Source organism: Micromonospora sp. R77 (assembly GCF_022747945.1).
Taxonomy (GTDB): domain Bacteria; phylum Actinomycetota; class Actinomycetes; order Mycobacteriales; family Micromonosporaceae; genus Micromonospora.
Window position 1 is genome coordinate 6,766,031 of sequence record NZ_JALDST010000001.1, and the last position, 21,536, is coordinate 6,787,566.

The following is a 21,536-nucleotide window of genomic DNA, read 5'->3' on the forward strand; positions in this document are numbered from 1 at the left end:
GTCAGGCGGCCCTGGCGACCAGCTCCGGGAAGCCGAGCAGGGCGGCCAGGGCGGTCGCCTCGACGCGGGTCAGGGTGAGGCTGACCATCCGGTCCGGATCGTCCGCGTCGTCGAGGACGACGTCCCGGCGGCCACCCGCCTGATACTCCACGATGCCGATCCGGCGCCCCTGGGCGGTGGTGAAGACGTGTCGGGTGCCGATTCCGGGCAGGGTCGTACGTTCGATGTCCAACGGTGCGAGCTCCAAGCGAGGCGGCTGCCTATCCGTAGCGGGTCGGACCCGGCAGCGCGGTGGGCGGTCAGGCGCGGAAGGCGGGCACGCGGGGCGGCGCCCGATCGGCCGACCACGCGGGAACGCAGCTGCCCACCTCGCCGGTCAGCCGGACCACGATGCACATCCCCACATCGCTGCCGGCCCGGACCGTGGCCGCGACCACCGCCAGCACGATCAGCGTCGACAGGGCGGGGTGCCGCTGGACGCCGGACGAGTGCCACGGGTGACGCATGCGGGTCACCATAGCCGTCCGCCCGACGGCGGCCCGGCGCCGCGACCCGGAGCCGGCCCACCGGGGACACCCACTCGTCGCGCCCGTCCGAGCCGCCGCTTCCTGTCCGGCCGCCGGCAATCAGGAGCCCGGTTGTTGTCCGGCGGGACGCCATGTCAGCGGGCGACCCACGGATCAAGCTGGAAGGGCGACCCTTACCCGGACAGTGCAGAGGCGGTGACGATGCGTACGTCGGCAGTTTCGCCGTCCCGGCGCACCGATCACCCGCCGTCGCCTCGGCCGGCTTCGGTACGCGGTCCGATGAGCCCGCCCGGCGCAGGCCGCCGGTGACCGCACCGCTCGCGGTCACCGGGCCCGGCACCCGGATCTGACGGCTCGCCCCTCTCGCAGTTCCCGCCCTCCCCGCCGCCGGCGGTGGTGGCGCATCTTCGTGTCCGTTGTCGGAAGAGGTCGACATGCCCGTTCCCGTCCCACCCGCCCCCGCCCCGGCGCGCACCGGCCTGCGCGTCGGCCGCTCCCACTCCACCCGTCCCCCGGCCGGCCTCGGCCCGGAGGTCATCGCCGTGGACGTCGGCAGCGCGCAGCTGCGGCTCTGGCTCGGGCCGGGCGGCGTGCTGAGTGTCCCGGTCAACGACGGGCTGCGTACCCCGGTGGTGCAGCGGGGCCGCGTCGTCGACGGTCCCGCCTGCGTCACGCAGTTGCGGCGGCTGATCAGCGACCGGCGCGCCCGGCTGCCCGTGGGGGCCCTGGCCGTGGCCTGCCGTCCGGTGCTCGCCGGCCGCGCCGACCAGGAGACGCTGCGGCAGGTGCTCACCGCCGTGCTCGCCCCGTCGCGGCTGCTGTTCGTCGACTCCGTACGCGCGAGTGCCATCGGGGCGGGCGCCTCGGCCGGCACCCTGCTCCTCGCCGACCTCGGCGCGCAGCTCAGCGAGGTGGCCCTGCTGGCGGACGGGCGACTGCTCGCCGCCCGGCGCGCCGAGGTCGGCACCCGCGACCTGCACCGGACGGTGACCACCGAGATGCTCGCCGAGAGCGTCGTCCGGCTGGTCCGGGACCTGCGGCAGGAACCCGCGCTGCGGCCCCGGTCGCCGCCGCCCTGGGTCGCGGTCTGGTAGTCGTCGGGGACGGCGCGACCCGGCCCGACCTGACCGCCCGGCTGGTCGCCGCGCTGGGTGCGACGGTGCACCGCGCCGCGTCACCGCACACCGCGTCGCTGACCGGGGCCAGCCTGGCCGCCAAGGCGGCCGTCCGGCACCGCAGCGGCACCCCCCTGACAACTGTCGACGAAGGAACGGAACGGTCATGACCCACACCCTGCACCAGCCCGACGAGACGCTGCGTGAGCTGCTCGAGAACCAGCTCCGGGAGCACACCGACAAGCTCACCGAGCTGACCGGGCACGCCCGCCGACGCGACCGTGGCGGACACGACCCGGACACCCTGGGCCGGCTGATCGACACCGCCCGGCAGACCGTCGCCGACACCACCACGGCGCTGCGCCGGATGGCCGACGGCAGCTACGGCCGCTGTGAACGCTGCGACGGCGAGATCCCGGCCGCCCGCCTGGAGATCCTGCCCGCGGCCCGCTACTGCGTGCCCTGTCAGCAACGACGCTGACGCGGTCGCGGCGGCAGCCGGCCCGGGGCGACCTCGGGCCGGCTGGCCGGGTCAGCCCGGCGGGCGCCCGGCGGCAGCGGCAGCGGCGACCGCCATCAGTTCCGCCGCGAGGACGGTCGGGGTACGGCCGAGCCAGAGGGCGTGCAGCGGGCGGGTCAGGGCGAGGCCCTCGACCCGGAGTTCCACCAGTTCTCCGGCGGCGATGGCGGGCGCTGCGGCGCGGGCGCTGATCACCCCGATGCCCCCACCGGCGCGGACCGTGGCGAGGATCGTGGCGGTCGAACCGAGGCTGATGGCGTGGGGCAGCGACGGCGCGAAGCCGAGGGCACGCGCGATCGCGTTCAGGAACGTGTCCCGGGTGCCGGACCCCGGCTCGCGCAGCAGCAGCGGCTGGTCGGCGAGGTCGGTGGGGCGCAGCGCGCGCCAAGCGTGCGCGGCGAGCGGATAGCCGGCGGCGACGACCAGGGCGAGCCGGTCGTCCCCCACCACCCGGGCGGTCAGGTCGGCGGGGATGTCGGGCGACTCGACGAACCCGAGGTCCGCCGCGCCGGAGCGAACCGCCCCGACAACGCCGTGGCTGTTCGTGACGTCGGCCGAGATGTCCAGGTCGGGATGGGCGCGGCGCAGGCTCAGCAGCCAGGCCGGCAGCAGGTACTCGGCCACGGTGAGGCTGGCCGAGATGCGCAGCCGGGCCTGCCGGTCGGCGCGCAGCGCCAGCACTCCGTCGGCGAGGGTCTGCGCGGCGTCGATGACGGTGCGCGACCAGGCGACGACGGTCTCGCCGGCGGGGGTGAGCAGGCTGCCGCGACGCGACCGCACCAGCAGCGGCACGCCCAGCCGGCGCTCCAGCTTCGCCAGCCGGGCGCTGGCGGTGGGCTGGGTGATCCCGTGCGCCTGCGCCGCGCGGCCCACGCTGCCCGTCTCGGCGACGGACAACAGCAGGTCGAGCGCCGGCAGATCGCTGATCCAGGGCGGCAGTGGCATCGGGCGCAGTCTGTCACAGGCGGGTCGGCGGACCGCCCGCCGTCACCGGGTCAGCAGGTGTTGCAGACCCAGGCTGGTCGTGCCGACCACCACCCAGAGGACCAGGCCGAGCAGCAGCGGCCGGGCGCCGGCGCGGCGGAGGGCGGGCACGTCGGTGCCGAGGCCGACGGCGGCGAGGGCGACCGCGACGAGCAGCAGCGCCACCTGCTGCAGCGCGGCCTGGGCGGTGGCGGGGATCAGTCCACCGGTGTTCAGGGCGGCCACGACGAGGAAGGCCACCAGGAACCAGGGCACGAGGGAGGCCGCGAGCCGGGCCCGCGACGTCGCCGGCAGGTCCGCGCGGCGACGGGTCAAGGCGGTGAGGACGAGGACGACCGGGATGATCATCAGGGTACGGGCGAGCTTGACGACGACGGCGTACCCGACGGTGTCCTGGTCGTAGGCGCCCGCGGCGGCCACCACCGAACTGGTGTCGTTGACGGCGGTCCCGGCGAAGAGCCCGAACTCCTGCGGGCTCAACCCCAGGGCGTGCCCGAGCGGCGGGAAGGCCAGCACGGCCGCCACGTTGAACAGGAAGATCGTCGAGATCGCGTACGCCACGTCGTGGCTCCTGGCCCGGATCGCCGGTGTGGTGGCCGCGATGGCGGAGACGCCGCAGATGGCGGTGCCGACCCCGATCAGCGTGCGCAGGTCCCGGGTAACGCCGAGCCGCCGCCCCACCCACCAGGCCGCCAGCAGGCAGACGCCGAGCGTGCCCAGCATCACCGGCAGCGAGTCCGCGCCCACCGACAGCACCTCGCCGAGCGAGAGCCGGGCGCCCAGCAGCACGACGGACACCTGCAGCAGCACTCCCCTGGCCAGACCCAACCCCGGCTCCAGTGCCGCGGACCGGCGCCGGGCCAGCGGGCTGAGCAGCAGGCCGGCGACGACGGCGAAGACGGGCGCGCCGACCACCGGCACCAGCGTGCCGGCCACCGTCGCGGCCAGCCCCAGCGCCACCGCCGCGCCGAGCCCGGTGGCCCGGGCGGGGGCGCGGCGGGGCACCTCGGGAAGAACGATCACCGTTCCAGGCTTCGCGCCCGCGGCGCCGCCCGGTAGGGGACATTCCCGGATCCCGGTCATAGTCGACGTCTATGACCGGGGTCCGTCGCCGGCCGGGTCCCGTCGCCCCGCACACCGGCCGGGTCAGCCGACGGGCGGGGCGGTCCAGGACGAGCGGATCAGCTCCCGTTCGGCGGCGACCAGGTGCGCGGTCGCCGCCAGCCACGCCCAGGCGTACCGGTCCGGGTCGGGATCGGCGCGCCGGCGAACACGTCCCGGCCGTGCCGGTCGGACTCGGCGGCGAGCCCGGCGGCCAGCGCGGCGGCCGTGGTGAAGCCGGCACGGCGGAGCGGACCGGCCAGCCCGGCGCCCTCGCCGCGGGCCGCCTCGGCGACGGCCCGACGGCCACCGGCGACGGCCAGCTCGACCAGCCGGCGGACCCGCCACAGCGGGGACTCCGCGACCGCGTCCGGGCCGACGGCGAGGACCGGCGCCATGGTCTCCGCCGGGTCGCGCGGCGGGAGGTGACCGCCCTGCAGCTCGTCGTAGCCGAGGTCCGCCCGACCGTGCCAGGAGTCCGGCAGCCGCAGCGTCGTCGCGGCGCCGGGCACCGGGCCGACCGCGAGCGGGTGCAGGGTGCTGGCCCGGTCCGGATCCAGCCGGCCCACCACCCGCACCCGCAGGCCGGTCCGGGAGGCGAGTCGCCGCAGGTTGGCCACGTGGGCCAGCATCGGGTGGGGGTCGACCGGCGCCAGCCGGATCAGCGGGCCGCCCGCCAGCGGCGACCGGTCCGGGCCGGCACCGGGGGCCAGCTCGACGGCCAGCACCTGGTCACCGACGGCACCGACCACCATCAGGTCACCGCCGACCAGCGCGGTCCCGGCGCGGTCCGGGTCCGCCGGATCGTGGGCGGCGAGTTGAGCCGTCACCACCTCGGCGAGCGGGCGGCTGAACAGACCGGCCAGCGGCCCGGTGGACCAGTCGGTGCCGGTGAGCGGGGTGGCGCGTACCCCCTTGCCGGCGCCGAGCCGACCCTCCGGGGAGACGGTGCTGCCGGTGATCCGCAGGCCGCCGCGCGCCAGTACCGCGTGGTTGACCGCGACCGGGCCCATCTCGGTGACCGCCCGGGCGCAGTCCCGGGCCCGCTCCGGGCCGCCCGGTCGCACGTCGCCGAAGGAGAGCCGGCGCCCGTCGGCGGCGACCAGGTGGGTGACCACCCCCGCGTACCCGGTCGCGCTGATCACCGGTTCCCGGCAGATGCCGTGCACCTCCAGCGTGCCGTCCGGTTGGTAGGCCCGGCGCAGCACGCCGACCAGCGCCGGGTCGGGATCACCGGCGGCCAGCCGACCGGTCACGTACAGCAGGTCGTGCAGCACCTCGACCAGCTCGGCCAGCCGGTGGCCGGCCTGGCGGCCCCGATGGGCACGCAGGCCGCGTACCGTGCGCAGCGCGGCGCTCTCGGCGCGGGGCAGACCGGCCAACCGGGCGTGGTGGGCAGCCCGCAGCAGTTCGGCCTGGGCACCGCGCCGGCGGCCGGCACGCCGGCGGCGAGCACCGCCGTGGCGGCCTGCCACAGGACGCGGGCGGCGGCCGCTGCGCCTTCGTCGGCGCCGCGCTCCCGGCCGGTGCCGTCGGCGGCGGCCGTCTCCGCGGTACGCCCCTTCCGGGCGGCCTGGCCGGCGCGCTCCGGCGTCGGCCGGGTGCTGGCCGCCGGGGCGGGATGGGTGGTCGGGTCGGCCACCGGGCAGGCGACCAGGACCGCGGTCCGGTGCAGACAGCGGGGCTGCAGCAGGCAGCTGCACTGCACCTGGTGCGGGTCGGTGACCGCGCCGGCCGGTCCGGGGGTCAGGGTGACCGTCGCCTCGGGCCCGCAGTCCACGCGGACGCCACCGTCGACCCGGCCGACCGGTACGCGGGCCAGCCGTTCGACGGTGGCGTCCAGCCGCGGGTGCAGCCGGGGCGGCAGGGCCGCCACGGCGGCGGCGGCGATCTCCGGCAGCACCGGCGGCAACCGGTCGGTGTCCGCGGTGACGGTGGTGTGGTCGGTCAACGTGATCCTCCGCGGACACGGTCGCCCACCCAGCGGGCGAGTTCGAGCGGGCTGAGCGCGGCCACCGGCATCCCGGCCGCGACGAGCTGCTCGGCGACCGGCACCGAGTAGCAGGGCACTCCCCTGTCGTTCAGCGCGGCGCAGCCGAGCAGGTGCACGCCGGAGGCGACCAGCGTGCGGACCTCGCCGAGCAGGCCGGCCAGCGGATACCCCTCCTCGAAGTCGCTGACCACCGCGACGATGGTGCGGCTCGGCACGGTCACCAGCGAGCGGGCGTGGGCCAGCCCGGCGGCGATGTGCGTACCGCCGCCGACCCGCACCTCCAGCAGCAGCGACAGCGGGTCGTCGACCCGGTCGGTCAGGTCGACCACCGCGGTGGAGAAGGCGAGGAAGTGGGTGGCGAGGGTGGGCACGCCGGCCAGGACCGCGGCGGTCAACGCCGACCACACCACCGACGCCTCCATCGAGCCGGACACGTCGACCACCAGCACCAGCCGCCAGTCGGCCTCGGTGCGGGTCCGGGTGCTGAAGACCGGGCGTTCCGGCACCACCACCGTCCGGCCGTCGTCGAGGCGCCGGGTGTGCGCCAGGTTCGCCCGGAGCGTACGGGCGAGGTCGATCCGACCACCGGGACGGCGGGACGGACGCGGGTTGGCCAGCCCGGTCAGCGCCGGCCGCAGCTGGGTGGCCAACTGCCTGGTCAGCTCCTCGACCAGCCGCCGCACCAGCGGCCGCAGCTTCGTCAGCTGCGCCTCGGGCAGGCCACCGGCCAGCGACAGCATCGAGGTCAGCAGCTCCATCGAGGGGCGTACCGCGGCCGGGTCGAGTTCGCTCAGCACGTCGCTGCGGCCGTTCTCGACCGCCCGGGCGATGACCTCCTCGCGGACGCTGGTGCCGAAGAGCGCCTCGAGTTCGTCGGCCCATTCGCGGGCGGTCGGGAAGGAGGCCTCCTGGCCGCCGCCACCGGCCGCCTGACCGAGGTCGGTGGCGCCCTCGCCCCGGCCCGCCCCGTACAGCTCGTCCAGGGCGCGGGCGTAGCGGCGGGCGTCGGCGGGCAGCTGGTCGGGTTGCCGGCCGAGCAGCAGTCGCCACCGGTCGGTGGGCGTGAGCCGGCCGGTCGCGGTGTCCGGTCCGGGTGCGGCGCCGGCCGGGGCGTCGGCGGAGTCGGCCGGCGGGTCGGGCACGGGATGCCCCGGGTGACCAGGGCGGACCGGCCGGCCGCGTCGGCGGCGGCCCAGCGGGCCAGCAGGTCCGGCGGGGCGGACAGGGCCAGATCCAGCCGGTCGCCGAGCCGGTCGGTGACCGTGTGCAGCATCCGGTCCCGGGCCGCCGGGGTGAGCACGTCGAACCCGCCCCGCAGCGCCGGCAGCCGGTCCAGGAAGTCGGCGTCGGTGAGCCGTTCGATCCGCTCCAGCAGCGGGTCCAGCGCGGCCGGGGCGGACTGCGGCAGCGGGTGCGCCGCGGTGAGCAGACCACCGAGGAGCCGGTGCAGCTGCCGCCGGGTGTCCGGCCCGACGCCGCGTCGACCCAGCCGGCCACCCGGGTGCCCAGGGTCGCCAGGTCGGTCAGGTCGAGCAGGACCTGGGCGGCCAGGGCGGCACCCTGCAGCAGCGGCGAGCCGACCCGGGTCAGGTGGTCGAGCGCCTCGTCCAGGCGCAGGCCGATCCGGTCCTCCCCGGCGCGTACCGCGAGGTCGACCAGCGCGGCGGCGTCGGCCGGGGCGTCGCTGCCGGCCAGGCCGGGCAGGCCGCGGACCGCCGCGTCCAGCAGGACGACGGCCAGCTCGGCCGCCCGGGCCCGGCTGTCCACGGTGGTGCCGGGCAGGTGTTCCCGGCGCAGCGCCGCCAACAGGTCGAGTGCGGCCAGCAGTTCGGGCAGGGTGCCGGTGCCGGGCAGCACCGAGGTGGCCCGCCCGAGCCGGTCGTCGACCAACTCGGGCAGGTCGCACCGGGCGGCGTCCCGCAGACCGGCGAGCAGCTGCCCGGCGGTGGGGCCGCCGTCGGCCTCCCCGGCGGAACCGCTCCCGCAGCGTGCCGGCCGCCGCCAGCGCCGCGGTCACCCCGCGTACGCCCACCAGGTCCAGCCGGGCCGCCACGGACGGGGTCCAGGCCAGCTGCCAACGGGTGGTCAGGGCGGCGCCGTCACCGGTGCCGGAGACCGCGATCGGCTCCCCGTAGCCGACGCCGCAGACCTGGAGGCGTTGCAGCAGGACCTCCCGCCGGCCGTCCAGTTCGGTGCGCAGCGGGTCCAGCCGGACCTCGCGGGACTTCGGGCTGTCCGGGTGGGGCAGCCGCAGTGCGGCGAGTTCCGCCTCGACGGCGGGGCCGAGTCCGGACCGTGGTGTGCCGGGGGCGGTACGACCGCGTTCGGCACCGACCAGCACGCCCTCCAACGCGGCGGCCAGCGCCCGGCCACGGCCGAACAGTTCACCCTGGCCGAGCACGCTGGTCACCGCTTCGAGCACCTCGCCCCGGCCGGGGGCGGGCAGGTTCCGCAGCCGGGCCAGGTCGTCCGCCAGCCGTACCGTCTCGGCGGCCTCACCGGTGCCCGCGGTGTGCCCCGCCGCACGGAGCGCGCGGCACAGGTCGGTGACCGCTCGGGCGGCGGCGGCCCGGATCCGCTCCGGGTCGCCGGCGGCGGTGAAGACGGACTGCTGCCAGCGGGGATCGCGGATCCCGGCCGGATAGCCGGACCGGGAGTCGAGCAGGTCGAACGCGTACGGCACCAGCGAGGTGACCGCCGTGCCGGCGACGGTGGCGGTCGCCGCGGACCGGACCGCGCCGGTCGGGGCGGCGACGTCGACGGGCCGGGCCGGGCGTCGTCGGCCCCGGTGGACGGGGCGGCGAGCAGGGCCGGGGCGTGGAAGGCACCGACGACGGCGGCGACCCGCCGGCCGTCGGCTCCCGCCTCGGTCAGCACCTGCCGCATGTGCCGCTCGCGGGCCAGGTCGCGGGCCGGCACCCCGTCACCTGCGGCGCTGTCGGTACGCATCGCCCAGCCCACGCCCAGGGCGGCCCGGCGGACCGCCTCGGGCGGGCAGCCCGGGGCACGTACCTCGACCACCCGGTCCCACAGGTCGTCGCCGTCCCGGCCGGTGCCGCTGGCGCTGAGCGCGCCCGCGTAGGACCGGCGCGGGCCCGGCACCGGCCCACCGGGGTCCGGGTCGGCGGCCGGTTCGGGGTCCGTGCTCCCGGCGGTCCAGCCCGGGTCGGCCAGCGGCAAGGTCGCAGCAGCGCACCTCGACGCCGCGCTGCCGGGCCCAGCGGATCGCGGCCAGCTCCGGGGAGAAGTCGGCGAACGGGTAGAAACCCATCGGCCCGTCCGTGCCGTGGCTACCGACCAGGGCCAGCGGGGCCCGGGCGGCCGGGTCGGACAGGTACGGCAGCCAGTGCTGGAAGTCGGCCGGCAGTTCGACGCAGACCACCTCGGCCCCGGCGGCGTCCAGCAGCGCCGGCACCACCGCCGCGAGGGCCGGGCTGTGGTGCCGCACCCCGATCAGGTACGGCCGGACCGACCCGGCGAGCGCGTCGACCACGGCCCGCGGGTCGGCGGACGGGCCGGCCGTCACCGGGGCACCGGTCGGCGGGGCGGCACCGGTCGGCGGGCTGGTGAGAGTGGTCACCGCAGGTTCTCCCGCAGGTCCCAGAGCCGGCGCCACATCGCCGAGCCGTTCTCGGCGCGGCGGCGCACCGGGCCGTCCCAGTAGCCGAGCAGCCGCGCGTGGTCGTTCTGGTCGTCCTTGCGGACCACCCCGAGCAGGTGCCCGGGCACCAGGTCGAGCGGGTCCCCGTCGGGCAGGTACGCGGCGGCCAGCCCGAGCGACACGGCCACCTGCACCGCCTCGGCGGTCGACATCACCGTGCCGGGCCGCTCCACGTCCCAGCCTTCGCCGGACCGGCCCGCCCGCAGGTCACGGAACACGGTGACCAGGGCGTCGAGCACCGCGTCGTCCACGGTGTACGCCGCACCGGCGCGCTGCACGGCGGCGGTGGCCTGCCGGCGCACCAGGTCGGTCTCGGTGTCGGCGTCGGAGATCGGGTGGACGGTCTCGAAGTTGAAGCGGCGCTTGAGGGCCGAGGACATCTCCGACACGCCCCGGTCCCGGAGGTTGGCGGTGGCGATCACGGTGAACCCGGGCATCGCGCGGATCAGGCCGTCCTCGCTACCGGCCAGCTCCGGTACGTTCATCCGCCGGTCGGACAGCAGGGACACCAGCGCGTCCTGCACCTCGGGCAGGCAGCGGGTGACCTCCTCGATCCGGACCACCCGGCCGGTCCGCATCGCGGTCAGCACCGGCGAGTCGACCAGGGCCTGCGGGGTGGGGCCCTGGGCGAGCAGCAGGGCATAGTTCCAGCCGTACCGGAAGGCGTCCTCGGTGGTGCCGGCGGTGCCCTGCACGGTCAGCGCGCTGGTGCCGCAGACCGCCGCGGCCAGCAGTTCGGAGAGCATGGACTTGGCCGTGCCGGGCTCGCCGACCAGGAGCAGGCCGCGCTCACCGGCCAGGGTGACCACGCATCGCTCGACGAGGCTCCGCTCGCCGACGAACTTCGCCGGGATGGTCATGCTGGCCGGCAGTTCGCTGCCGTCCGGGCCGGTACGCCGGTCGGCGGGCAGCGACAACGCCGCGCCGTCGCTGCCCTGGACGAAGGTGACCACGGCGCGCGGGGTCAGCGCCCAGCCCGGCGGCCGGGCCCCGTCGTCGTACGCGGCCAGGAAGGCCAGTTCGTCGGCGTAACGCTGTTCGGCGGAGAGGACCTGGGCGGTCTCCGACGCCACGGCGGGGGGAACGTGTTCCGTCACGGTCACGCGGTGTTCCTCGATCTCTCGCTGGATGGGGTTGTTCGGGGGCAGGGTCGTTCAACGCGGTCAGGGTCAGCGGCGGGTGGCCAGGGTGTCGAAGTGTGGCCGGTCCCCGGCCCGGAGGCGCTGCCAGGCCCGCCGGTACAGGTCGGCGGCCGGTTCGAACGGCACGGTCACGTCGAGGCCGGCCGTGCCGTCGGGGGCGAGGTCGAACAGGTCGACCTTCCAGGCCTCGATCGGCGCCTGTCCGCCGCCGCGTTCCAGCCACGGTCCGGGCAGGAACAGCGACCGGCCGGACCGGGACCGGCTGGCCTGCACGACCAGGTCGGTGTCGGCCAGTTCGGCGCGGGCCGCCTTGAGCCGGGCCGGCCGCCAGCCGGTCCAGGTGGCGGTGTTGCGTTCGGTCGGGTCCGGCATGGCCAGCAGCATGAGGTACACCGCCGCCGCGTCGGCGCCCACGCCGTGTGCCGCGGCGGCCTCGGCGACCAGGTCGGGCACCGACCGGGTCGGGTCCTGCGGCCACCACGTCCCGTCCGCCGCCCGCGCGCCGCCGGCCGGTTCGCCGGGGTCGTCCAGCAGCGCCGCGAAGCGCGGGTCGCGGACCAGCCGCAACGCCACCTCCGTCGGGTACGGCTTGGCCGCGTCCGCCCGCAGCGCCGGCAGGTACGGGTCCGTCGCGTCCGCGTCGAGCAGGTCCGGCCGCAACGCGGGCGACGGTTGGCTGTCGTACGTGCCGAGCACGATCGCGCCGTACCGTTCCCAGCCGGGCCCGGTCTCCGACGGGCTGCCGGCCAGCTGACGGAAGTCGGGCAGCGACACGTACCGGTCGAGGTCGAGCAGCAGGTCGGGGTTGGCCAGCCGGTCCCGGAGCACGGCCAGCGCGGCCGGCAGCGCGGCCCGGCAGGGGTCGCCGGCCGGCGTGTGGTGGGCGACCCAGGCGGCCAGGGTGACCGTGGAGCGCAGCACCTCACCGGTGAAGCCGGCGGTCCGGGCGTCGACCGGCCGGGCCCGGTCGCCGCTGATCCGGAAGACCAGGTCGGTGCTCAGCTCGGCCGAGCGGGCCGGGTCGAGCAGCGCCGGCAACGCCTTCGCCGGCCCCCAGCCGGTACGGACCACCCGCACCGCCTCGGCGAGCAGCTGTTCGGGAACCGCCACCCGGCGGCCCAGGGCGGCGGTCCAGACGGCCGCGGCGGCGGTGACGTCCGGGCCGTCGGTCCACAGCCGGGCCGGGTCCTGCGGCAGCAGCGCCGACAGCACGGCCCGCCGGAGCTTCGGGCCGGCGTCGGTCAGCATCGCGAAGGCCAGCCTGACCTCGCCGGCCTGCTTCACCCCGAGCGCCTTGCGCAGGTCGGCGGGCACGGTGGTCGCGGTGTCCGCGTACGGCAGGCCGGCCAGCACCAGCTTCGCAGCGGTGGCGGTGAGGCCGGTCAGCTCGGCGAACCGTTCGGCCGCCTCGGGCCGCCACGGCAGCGGGCCGCGGGTGGCCCACTCGGTGCGGAAGCCGGCCAGCCAGCCGTCCGGACGTCCGTCGCCGGCCGGCGTCGAGGACTTCACCGTGTACGGCTCGGGCACGGCGAAGCCGCCGGTCGGGTCGTGGTGCAGCGCGTCGAGGAGGTAGCCGGTGGTGGTGCCGGCGCAGGCGAGGACGGCGATGAACGCCCCGTCGGGCAGCGGCAGGATGCCCGGCCCTGGGTGCCGACGGGTGCCGTCGGGGTTGGTCAGGTCGTCGTGCCGCAGGTGCAGGGTGCAGCGGTGCCACCGGGCCGATCCGGCCGGCCCGGTCAGGTCGAGCCGGTCCAGCTCGGTCAGCAGGGCGCGCAGCGTCTCCCGCTGCTCGTCCGGCGTGACGGCCGTGACGGCCCGGTACGCAATCGCCGGGACGTCGCCCAGCAGCGGCCACCACTCCACCGCGTGCGGCAGCGACGGCCCGTCGAGGTGCAGCCGTACCGCGGGACCGGTGGGGGTGGCCCGCTGGGTCGCGAACGCCTGGAACTGGGCGAAGGCACGGGCCGGGGCGCCGGTGCTGCAGTAGCTCGGGCCACGCAGTCCGTCCAGCGCCCGGTGCAGCTGCTCATCGGTGGGTCCGGCCACGGTGACCGTCGGCGTCGCCGCCGGGGCGGACAACGACCTGCTGACCTGCTCGGTCACCGCGTCCAGGTCGGTCTGCACCCGGGCGGCCAGCCGCAGCGCCCCGACCACCCCGGCCAGCACGGCGTCGTGGCTGATCGCCGGCACCATCGACCGGACCAGCTCGACCAGCGCGTCGGGAGCGTCCTCGGCGACGCGGGAGGTCCCGGGGCGGCGAGCGCCGGTCGGAGACGCCGGCCCGGCGACCGAGAGGCCCGTTCCGCCCTGCGCGGCCGGCCGGGAACCGGCCGCCGTCCGTTGCCGCCCGCGCCGCCACCTCGGCGAGGGCGGCGCGGCGCTCGTCAACGGCGACCTTGAGCAGCGCGGCCGTGACCTCCCGGTCCATCCGGCGCAGGGCGGCGGAACCGGCCGGGTCCCGGGGCTGCAGGTAGCCGAGGAAGCGGAGTCCGGGCAGCGGGATCGCGTCGCGGGTGTAACTGCGGCTGGACGGCGGTCCGGCGGCGGCCGACGCCACCCCGTCCGGGTCGAGCAGCACGAGACCCTTGAGGACCGCCCGTGGCCGGTCGTCGCCGGGCAGCACCAGCGCCGCGACCGGTTCCTGCCCCGGTGCCACGGTGACGGTACGACCGGCCAGGTCCTGGCCGCGTACCGAGCCGTCGGGGAGGGTGAACACCCGCCAGCCGAGCAGGCCGTCCACCGGCACGGCGGCCGGGGCGGCCCGGTCGGACAGGGCCGGCCGCAGCCAGCTGGCCGATTCCTGGAGCCGGCTGCCCGGCACCGGGAGGTCGGCCAGGAACCGGGGCAGGCTGCGCCGTCCGTGGGTGTCGTGGACCGGGTCGTACTCGCGCCAGCCGTGCTCGCCGTCGTCGTCGCCGTGCCGGTAGACCCAGTGGGAGGTGCCGTCGGTGATGACCGGCAGCTCGGGCGGGAGGACGGTGTCGCCGACGTGCAGCACGCCGCCGCCGGTGGTCCGTCCGCCGCCGGGCAACGACAGGGTGAGCTGGTTCGCCCGCGGCCGGCTGCGGTCGCTGCGGCCGTGCACGGGCTGCGGGTCGTCGGGCGACCGGTGCCAGTAACCGCACAGGTTGTAACCGCGCGCCTTGGAGTGCCAGCACACCAGCAGTTGGCCGTCGACGTAGTGGTAGCCGGGCTCGCCCCACGCGTCGCCGGCCGGGATGCGCAGGTCGTGGCGGAGCACGATGCCCTCGGCGCCGAGCACCCGCACCGTGGTCGGCCCGCCCAGGATCACGTACGGCCAGGATTCCTGCCGGGTCACCTCGACCCGGTGGTCGCCGCCGGTGACCTCCTGCCAGGCCAGCTCCCAGTCCGGCCAGCCCAGCTCCTCGATGAGCCCGCCGCGCAGGCTGCGGGTGGCCCGCTCGACGAGATCGACGCCGAGGGCCTCGCCGAGGCCACTGCCCATCTGGTCGCCGCCTCCCCGCAGGTCGTCGGAGACCAGGTGCAGCGCCTCGGCCGGGAGCCGGCCCAGCCAGTCCACCGACTCCGCCAGGTACGGCAGTCCGGCGGCGAACCGCTCGCGGATCCGGGCCCGCAGCCAGTCGGTCAGCAGTGGCCGGATGCCCGGCGTGGCGGCCATCCGGCGCAGGGCGTGCTGCTGGCCGTCGAGCTGGTCGAGGCCCCGGCGCAGGGCGTCGGTGAACCGGTCGTCGCCGGCCAGGGCGCGCAGCTCGCGTTCGCCCTGGGCCTCCACCCAGCGGGCCAGGTCCAGGGTGCCGCGCTCGGCCGGCGGGGTGACCGGCAACTGGAGGGCGAGCAGCTGGTCGAGCAGGTCGAGGTCGCCGTGGTGGTCGAGCGTCTCGCCGCTGTCGGCCAGTTCGGCGCGCAGCCGGTCGGCCATCCGCTCGACGAGTGGATGCAGCTGCGGCACCCGACCGGGCCGGTGGCCGGAGTTGGCCCGGCTCACGAAGCGACGCAGCCAGCCGGTGGAGCCGTCCTGCGGGCGGGCGGTCTCCGGCACGTCCGGGTCGGACAGGCCGGCGAGCGCGCCGGTCCCGGTCAACAGGGTCAGCCAGCCGACCAGGTTGTCCCGGTCGGTGGGCATCAGGTCGAGCAGGCTGCCGCGAACCGCCGGATCGCGGTCGGCCAGCGCGGTCAGTGCCGGCAGGTGCGCCTTCCACCAGCCGGCCGGTGCGTCGGCGGCCACCGGCAGCCGGAGCAGCTCCGTCAGGTAGGGCGCAAGGTGGTCGGTCCCGCCCGCCACCTTGGTGGCGGCCCGGGCCAGCCGGTTCACCGCGGTGGCGGACTGGGTGGACGGCACCACGCCGGCGGCTGCGGCCCGCAGCGCCAGCCGGCAGAACCGGTCCAACGCCTCGTCGGCCGGCAACTGGGCGGACAGTTCCTTGGCGTAGCCGGCCAGCGCGGTCGCCGACACCACCTTGGCCGACGCGAACTCGACGTAGACCTCGTCCAGCCGGTCCAGGTCGATCGGCAGGCCGTGCTGCGCCTCCGCCTTGCGCGCCTTGTTGAACAGCTGCGTGGCGTAGGTGTCCTGCCCGGCGGCCAGGAACACCCGCGCCGCCTGCTCGAAGAAGGTCGGCAGGAAGTGCGGCAGCGTACGGGCGAGCCGGTCGGCGATGCTCTGGTACCCGTCCAGGGCGGCCTTCGGCCGCGACCGCACCTGCTTGGCCAGCTTCTGCAACTCGGCCACCAGCGCCAACGCGTGCCGGCCGTCCGCCGGGTGGTGCACCAGCACCCATTCGGGGAAGGCCAGCGGGCGGCGCGGGCCGAGCCCGACGACGGCCGGCTCGGCAGCCGGTGCCAGGCCGAGGAACCCGACGGCGGCGTCCTCGCCCTCGCCGAGGGCGGCGTCGACCAGGCGGACCACGGGCCGGTCGTCGAGGGCCGGGTGCCGGTAGGTGCGGGCGGTCAGCGGCACCGCCCGGTCGCCGGCCCCGGCGGTGTCGGCGGGCAGCACCGCACCGGCGGCCAGCAGGCTCTCGGCCGAGTCAACGGCCGATGTGCTCGTCATCCCGGTCATGCCTTGTTCCCCGTTCCGGTCGCGGCGCCGGACAGGGCCGTCGCCATCCGCATTCCTTCCGACCACGCCACCGGTCCGACCTGGACCAGTCGCAGCGTGGGTCCGTCCACGACGGACCAGGAGAGAGCGCCCAGGGTCGCCTCGGAGTCCCAGTAGCCCTCGTCGAACCAGATGGCCGCCTCGATCGTGCGGCCGTCCTCCCAGACCCGGCAGGTGACCCGGGAGCCGGAGACCCGGAAGCCGAGCGTGGCGGCCCGGGCGGCCAACCGGCTGGGCACGGCGGTGCCCCGGAAGTCGGTGACCGTGGTCTCCCGGTCCCTCAGGTCGGCGGGCCGGCCCCAGGTGCCCCGGTGCAGCTGCTCGACCCGCTGGGTGATCTCCAGCTGCTCGGCGAACTCGCGCAGGTCGGCCAGGTGCGGCAGGCGGACCGGGTGGGGCAGTGTGGCGCTGGCCGGGGAGAGCCGGACGGTTTCTCCGTCGAGGTTGACCACGCGCAGGTCACCGGTCTCGGTGACGTCCCGCAGGAAGCCCGGCTCGGCCGGGTCGTCCCCGCACACCACGAGGTCGCGCAGCGCGTCCTGCCAGGCCGGGTCCGGCCAGACCCGGGTCAGCAGCCCGGTCGGCACCGGCAGCGAGGAGACGACCCAGGTGTTGACCCGGTTGAGGCATTCCTGGGCGTGCCGGTCCAGCCACTGGGCGAGCTGGCGCAGCCGGTCGACCTCGGGTGCGTCCCGGAGCACCTTTGGCAGGGTCTTGAGGGGCCGTCCGGTGGCCCGGGGGCCGGCGGACCGGGCGGCCACCTTCCCGTCCACGAGACTGATCTCGTACGACTCCCCCACCGCTAGCCAACCCATCAGGAATACCCTCCGCAGTGGGAATCACCCAGATTTCATGACGAATCGTCCATGATCGACGACGCACGGCACGCTAACAGTAGTGACCGACACGACAGGGACCCGTCGGCCGGGGCGACCGAGCGGACAGCCGGGGCGACGGCCGGCGCAGCCGCGATTCCTGCAGCTCCGGCCGGTTCGAGATGGCCCTGACCAGCCACGCGCGCGGCGACGGGACACCAAGGGTGACTTAGGTCACGTCAACGCCCTCGTCCACTGTGGATGGCACCGACGCCGGCGCGGCGCTAGCGCGGTGGCAACGGATGCACCGGCACGGCGACAGCCCGGGCACCGGTCGTCGTGGGCGCCGCCAACCAGCTCGACAGCCAGTCGAACGCCGAGGGCTCCAACGCCCGCCACGTCTGCATGTTGTGCCCGCCGACCGGCAGGAAGGCCGTGGTGAGGCTGATCGGCGCGTGGGCCAGGGCCGCCAGCGCCGTCTCGTCCCGCATCGCGTGCAGATCCGTCCGCGCGCAGGACAGATAGAGGGCCACCGCCGGCAGCGACAGGTGGCGCAGCCGCCAGAGATCGTCGTTGGTGGTGGTCTCGCTGCCGTCCCCGACGCGGATGCCGGGATCGGCGTACCCGGAGAGGCTGGCGCCCGCGGCGTAGGTGCCGGGATGGCGCAGCAACAGGTTCGCGGCGCAGTAGCCGCCGGCCGAGTAGCCGATCACACCCCAGCCCGCGCGGTCGCCCCGGACGCGCAGCTGCGCACGGGCCGCGGCCGGCACGTCCACGGTCAGGAACGACTCCATCCGGGGGCCGCCGGCCAGGTTCGTGCACTCCGTGTCCACCGCCGGATCGGTGGTCTGCGGAGGGAACAGCACAACGGTGGGCGCCATCCGCCCGGCGCTGATCTCCCCGTCCAGGAATCCGGCCACCCCCAGGCCTCTGATCCAGCTGCCCGGCGAGCCGGGGAAGCCGTCGAACGCCTCGACGACGGGGAAGCGCAGGTCGGGGGCGGCATCGTAGGCGGCGGGAAGGTAGGCGAGCACCGGGAGGGACACCCCGCTGGCCGCCCCGGTGACCCTGATGGTGACGAAGCGTCCCGGGGCCCGGTCCTGCGCCGACCGTGGATCGGCGGGCACGGCCTGGCGCCCCTGCGACGAGCCGAGCAGATCCGACCACGACGGGTACGTCTCGGCCTGACGGTTCGCCGCGACCAGGACCGTCGAGGCCAGCGTCAGCAGGCACAGCGCCGTCGTCGCCACCCGCACCGCCGTACGCCCCCGACGACGGCCACGGTCCCACAATGCGGCGGCCAGCACCGGCGCCAGCACGGTCAGGCCGGCGAGCGCGCCCAGGAGCGGGAGACTGTCAGGACCCATGTCGTACCCCGACCACGGGACGCGGCCGACGGGTCGGGTGGGTGTGACCGGCCGAGTGGTGCCGCCCGGGCCGAGGAACGGCCGACGGCGTGAGCACCGGCGCGGGTGCCGCGAGCGGGGCGGGAAGCTGCCCCTGCACCCACCGCAGGGCCGCCACGAGCCCGGTCTGCGATCGGTCGGGCCCCGCCGCGGCGCCCCGGGCGGGGAGACCGACCTGTACCGCCAGCACACCGGCGGGGAACGGAGCGGCCGGCGGCGGGGCACCCGGCGGTACGACCACGGGCTCGCTCGTACCGGCGGCGACCGCCAACACCGGGAAGCGACCGACGTCGCGGGCGACGACGTCTCGCGCGACGTGTCGCATGCCGGCGGACGCGACGAGCCCCCACCGGTGCCCGGTGACCCGGAGGTCCCGCTCCAGGTCCAGCGGCAACCCCAGCGCCAGGGTGGCCGGATCCATGCCCTGCGGCACACGTACCGCCACCACGACCGCCGCCGGAGCGGTCTGCCGGGCGGCGGCGAGCACCTGCGCATCGCTCCACCCGTCCGCCGACGACAGCACCAGGACTGCGGGATACCGCCAGGCGGGTCGCCGCAGGTAGTCCACCGGCGTCACCACCGCCGCGCCGGCTCCTGGCCACGCCGCCAGGGACCGCGCCGGCCACGGCACCAGCACGGCCTGGTCCGAGCCCCGCGCCAACCGCCTGATCGTCGCGTCCAACCGGCCCGGCGTCGTCTTCCAGCGTTGCGTTGCGGGGTCGTGCTGCGCCAACGCCGCCCAGGTCGGATAGAACCCCTCCACCCGGTTCACGACCAGCGCACCCGCCGTGACGAGCAGCAGTTCGGCCAGCACCACCACGCCCGCGCGAACCGCCACCCCGGGCCGCGGCCGGCGCCGCCACACCCACACCCCGCCGGCCACGGCACCGACCGCCAGGACGCCGGCGGCGACGAGGAGGCGAAGGTCGGTCACGTTCATCCTGTGCCTCCGTCTCGATCGCCGGTACGGTCACCGGTAGGTCTGCATTTCGTACTCTCCGCTCCGACGCTGGACGTTGTCTGAGAATCCGCAGAGACCGCAGGGAAAGCAGCGGGCCGGGTCACCCGGCACCCGGTCACCGGCCTACCCTCGCGGCGTGGCGAGGGCACGCAGACGGAGAATTCGCGTCGACGGCGTCGACTACCGCTGGACGGTCCGCCGGATCGACGCCGGCCACGTCCTCTGCCGGATCTGGGGCGTCCGGCCCGGGCGGAGCTGCCCGTTGGAGGTCCGGGTGGCCTTCGACGACCCGTGGCTCAACTACGGGCCGATCATCACCGCACCGCCGGAACAGGTGGCCGACAGGTTCGCCCTGGCACCGGTCACGCCGCAGCTGGTGGCCGAGCTGATCCGGGCGGCGCTCACCTCGGATCGCGGTCGTGACCACCTGGTCGAAAAGGATTCGACGGGGGTGACGCCGGACTTGTAGCTTGCGGTGGATCGTGACATTGCCCGAGGAGGTGGGACCCATGAACGCGGTATCGATGTGGGTGCTCCCCCTTGCCGTCACGGTCGGGCGACTGACGTAGGTGTCGCCGGGAGCGTCCGACCGACGAGGCACTCCCGAAGGGCAACACCTGTGCACTCTCTGCGTCCCACCGCCGGGTCATCGGCCGACGCCGTCCGGCCCGACTCCACCATCGGCGATGTCCCCGGACTCCCGTCGCCGGCACCCGGCGGGGATCCCGCGCCCCTCGTCTTCGACGTGATCATCGCCGGGTGCGGGCCGACCGGCGCCATGCTGGCCGCCGAACTGCGGCTGCACGACGTACGGGTACTCGTCCTGGAGAGGGAGACCGAGCTCCCGTCGTACGTCCGCATCGTCGGTCTGCACATCCGCAGCATCGAGCTGATGGCGATGCGCGGGCTGCTGGAGCGGATCCGCGCCCGCGGCAGGGAGCGTCCGGCCGGCGGCTTCTTCGCCGCCGTCAACAAACCCGCGCCCCGGGGCCTGGACTCCGCGCACGCCTATCTGCTGGGCATCCCGCAGCCGGTCATCGTCCAACTGCTCGAAGAGCATGCGCTCGACCTGGGCGCGCAGGTCCGGCACGGTGCTGCGGTGACCGGTCTCGCCCAGGACGGGGACGGGGTGACCGTCGAGCTGGCCGACGGGGAGAAGCTGCGTACGCGCTATCTGGTCGGCTGTGACGGCGGGCGCAGCACGGTGCGCAAACTGCTCGGCGTCGGATTTCCCGGCGAGCCCTCGCGGAACGAGACGCTGATGGGCGAGATGGAGGTGGGGGTGCCGCCGGAGGAGGTCGCCGCCCGGGTGGCCGAGATCCGGGAGAGCGAGCCGCGGTTCGTCCTCGGGCCCGCAGGCGTCGGGGTCCATCGGGTCGTGGTGCCCGTCGAGGGGGTCGGCGATCGCACCCGGCCGCCCACGCTCGAGGACTTCAGGCAACGGTTGCGCACGATCGCCGGCACCGATTTCGGCGTGCACTCCCCGCGCTGGTTGTCCCGCTTCGGTGATGCCACCCGGCTGGCCGACCGCTACCGGGTCGGGCGGGTGCTGCTGGCCGGCGATGCGGCACACATCCATCCGCCCATCGGCGGGCAGGGCCTCAACCTGGGCATCCAGGACGCGGTCAACCTCGGCTGGAAACTGGCCGCACAGATCCGCGGTTGGGCGCCGGCCACCCTGCTGGACACCTACCAGGCCGAACGTCGCCCGGTCGCCGAGGACGTGCTGGACAACACCCGCGCCCAGCTGGAACTGCTGTCCCCCGGACCGGGCCCGCAGGCGGTACGCCGGCTGCTCACCGAGCTGATGGACCTGGACGAGGTGAACCGCCGTCTGGTCGAGAAGATCACGGCGATCGGCGTCCGCTACGACTTCGGCGCCGGCCCCGACCTGGTCGGCCGCCGCCTGCGCGACGTCGACGTGCGGCAGGGCCGCCTCTACGACCTGCTGCATCGCGGCCGTGGCCTGCTGCTGGACCGCACCGGACGGCTGACCGTCGGCGGCTGGTCGGAACGGGTCGACCACCTCCCGGATCCCACTGCGGCACTGGACGTTCCGGGTGTCCTGCTCCGCCCCGACGGCCACGTCGCCTGGGTCGGCGACGACCAGCAGGACCTGGACGCCCACCTGGCCCGCTGGTTCGGCCGGCCCGCCCACTGATCTCTCCCCCGGGCGGGGCAGGGAGCCGGTCCGCCCGCATCCCGGCCGGGCAGCGCCCGCCGGCGGGGTC

The 21,536-nt window shown here is 76.0% G+C and carries 16 protein-coding genes and 3 pseudogenes; 4 read left to right on the forward strand and 15 right to left on the reverse strand.

Annotated features, from left to right (window positions below):
• Window position 1: 1 nt before the first annotated feature.
• Entirely contained in the window at window positions 2-232 is a 231-nt protein-coding gene (locus MRQ36_RS31340) for a potassium transporter TrkA (RefSeq protein ID WP_242800332.1), read from the reverse strand.
• 67 nt (window positions 233-299) lie between these two features.
• Window positions 300-506 carry a hypothetical protein gene (locus tag MRQ36_RS31345; protein ID WP_242800333.1) on the reverse strand — a complete coding sequence of 69 codons (207 nt, stop codon included), beginning with the start codon at window positions 504-506 and terminating at the stop codon, window positions 300-302.
• A gap of 455 nt (window positions 507-961) precedes the next feature.
• Between MRQ36_RS31345 and MRQ36_RS31350 the strand changes: the two genes are divergently transcribed.
• A complete protein-coding gene (locus MRQ36_RS31350) occupies window positions 962-1,621 on the forward strand; it encodes a cell shape-determining protein MreB (protein ID WP_242800334.1) in 660 nt (219 codons plus the stop codon).
• A 187-nt stretch (window positions 1,622-1,808) separates the two neighbouring features.
• Entirely contained in the window at window positions 1,809-2,123 is a 315-nt protein-coding gene (locus MRQ36_RS31355) for a TraR/DksA family transcriptional regulator (RefSeq protein WP_242800335.1), read from the forward strand.
• A 51-nt stretch (window positions 2,124-2,174) separates the two neighbouring features.
• Here MRQ36_RS31355 and MRQ36_RS31360 read toward each other — a convergent pair whose 3' ends face one another.
• The 13 genes and pseudogenes from MRQ36_RS31360 to MRQ36_RS31415 form a co-directional block, all read right to left on the reverse strand.
• The gene (locus MRQ36_RS31360; protein ID WP_242800336.1) at window positions 2,175-3,107 is read right to left on the reverse strand and encodes a LysR family transcriptional regulator; all 933 of its coding nucleotides are present in this window, start codon (window positions 3,105-3,107) and stop codon (window positions 2,175-2,177) included.
• Window positions 3,108-3,149: 42 nt separating this feature from the next.
• Window positions 3,150-4,169 carry a putative sulfate exporter family transporter gene (locus tag MRQ36_RS31365; RefSeq protein WP_242800337.1) on the reverse strand — a complete coding sequence of 340 codons (1,020 nt, stop codon included), beginning with the start codon at window positions 4,167-4,169 and terminating at the stop codon, window positions 3,150-3,152.
• A gap of 158 nt (window positions 4,170-4,327) precedes the next feature.
• Entirely contained in the window at window positions 4,328-5,722 is a 1,395-nt protein-coding gene (locus tag MRQ36_RS31370) for a hypothetical protein (protein ID WP_374251002.1), read from the reverse strand.
• A 472-nt stretch (window positions 5,723-6,194) separates the two neighbouring features.
• On the reverse strand, window positions 6,195-7,037 hold the full coding sequence (locus MRQ36_RS31375; protein ID WP_242801500.1) for a VWA domain-containing protein: 843 nt from the start codon (window positions 7,035-7,037) through the stop codon (window positions 6,195-6,197).
• A complete protein-coding gene (locus tag MRQ36_RS34840) occupies window positions 7,031-7,729 on the reverse strand; it encodes a DUF5682 family protein (RefSeq protein ID WP_374251222.1) in 699 nt (232 codons plus the stop codon). The genes MRQ36_RS31375 and MRQ36_RS34840 overlap by 7 nt, the downstream gene beginning before the upstream one ends.
• Before the next feature lie 38 nt (window positions 7,730-7,767).
• Window positions 7,768-8,130: pseudogene (locus tag MRQ36_RS34845) on the reverse strand (DUF5682 family protein); the annotation flags it as partial.
• Window positions 8,131-8,263: 133 nt separating this feature from the next.
• Window positions 8,264-8,923 (reverse strand): annotated as a pseudogene (locus MRQ36_RS33710) (DUF5682 family protein); the annotation flags it as partial.
• A 149-nt stretch (window positions 8,924-9,072) separates the two neighbouring features.
• Window positions 9,073-9,856, reverse strand: a pseudogene (locus MRQ36_RS34850) (DUF5682 family protein); the annotation flags it as partial.
• A complete protein-coding gene (locus tag MRQ36_RS31395; protein WP_242800339.1) occupies window positions 9,817-11,004 on the reverse strand; it encodes an AAA family ATPase in 1,188 nt (395 codons plus the stop codon). The pseudogene MRQ36_RS34850 and the gene MRQ36_RS31395, both read right to left, overlap by 40 nt.
• 2,065 nt (window positions 11,005-13,069) lie before the next feature.
• Window positions 13,070-16,075, reverse strand: coding sequence for a hypothetical protein (locus MRQ36_RS31400; protein WP_242800340.1), 3,006 nt, complete (start codon window positions 16,073-16,075; stop codon window positions 13,070-13,072).
• 5 nt (window positions 16,076-16,080) lie between these two features.
• Window positions 16,081-16,938 carry a DUF4132 domain-containing protein gene (locus tag MRQ36_RS31405; RefSeq protein WP_242800341.1) on the reverse strand — a complete coding sequence of 286 codons (858 nt, stop codon included), beginning with the start codon at window positions 16,936-16,938 and terminating at the stop codon, window positions 16,081-16,083.
• Between the two features lie 284 nt (window positions 16,939-17,222).
• The gene (locus tag MRQ36_RS31410) at window positions 17,223-18,305 is read right to left on the reverse strand and encodes an esterase family protein (protein ID WP_242800342.1); all 1,083 of its coding nucleotides are present in this window, start codon (window positions 18,303-18,305) and stop codon (window positions 17,223-17,225) included.
• A complete protein-coding gene (locus MRQ36_RS31415) occupies window positions 18,295-19,284 on the reverse strand; it encodes a hypothetical protein (RefSeq protein ID WP_242800343.1) in 990 nt (329 codons plus the stop codon). Before MRQ36_RS31415 ends, MRQ36_RS31410 begins: the two co-directional genes overlap by 11 nt.
• 157 nt (window positions 19,285-19,441) lie before the next feature.
• Between MRQ36_RS31415 and MRQ36_RS31420 the strand changes: the two genes are divergently transcribed.
• The gene (locus MRQ36_RS31420) at window positions 19,442-19,774 is read left to right on the forward strand and encodes a hypothetical protein (RefSeq protein ID WP_242800344.1); all 333 of its coding nucleotides are present in this window, start codon (window positions 19,442-19,444) and stop codon (window positions 19,772-19,774) included.
• A 276-nt stretch (window positions 19,775-20,050) separates the two neighbouring features.
• The gene (gene rox, locus MRQ36_RS31425; protein WP_374251224.1) at window positions 20,051-21,466 is read left to right on the forward strand and encodes a rifampin monooxygenase; all 1,416 of its coding nucleotides are present in this window, start codon (window positions 20,051-20,053) and stop codon (window positions 21,464-21,466) included.
• Window positions 21,467-21,536 lie beyond the last annotated feature (70 nt).

Coding starts and splice junctions, on each gene's coding strand:
- MRQ36_RS31400 (WP_242800340.1), bottom strand. CDS start 16,075: ATGACGAGCACATCGGCCGTTGACTCGGCCGAGAGCCTGCTGGCCGCC.
- MRQ36_RS31405 (WP_242800341.1), bottom strand. CDS start 16,938: ATGGGTTGGCTAGCGGTGGGGGAGTCGTACGAGATCAGTCTCGTGGAC.
- MRQ36_RS31410 (WP_242800342.1), bottom strand. CDS start 18,305: ATGGGTCCTGACAGTCTCCCGCTCCTGGGCGCGCTCGCCGGCCTGACC.
- MRQ36_RS31360 (WP_242800336.1), bottom strand. CDS start 3,107: ATGCCACTGCCGCCCTGGATCAGCGATCTGCCGGCGCTCGACCTGCTG.
- MRQ36_RS31415 (WP_242800343.1), bottom strand. CDS start 19,284: ATGAACGTGACCGACCTTCGCCTCCTCGTCGCCGCCGGCGTCCTGGCG.
- MRQ36_RS31345 (WP_242800333.1), bottom strand. CDS start 506: ATGCGTCACCCGTGGCACTCGTCCGGCGTCCAGCGGCACCCCGCCCTG.
- MRQ36_RS31350 (WP_242800334.1), top strand. CDS start 962: ATGCCCGTTCCCGTCCCACCCGCCCCCGCCCCGGCGCGCACCGGCCTG.
- MRQ36_RS31355 (WP_242800335.1), top strand. CDS start 1,809: ATGACCCACACCCTGCACCAGCCCGACGAGACGCTGCGTGAGCTGCTC.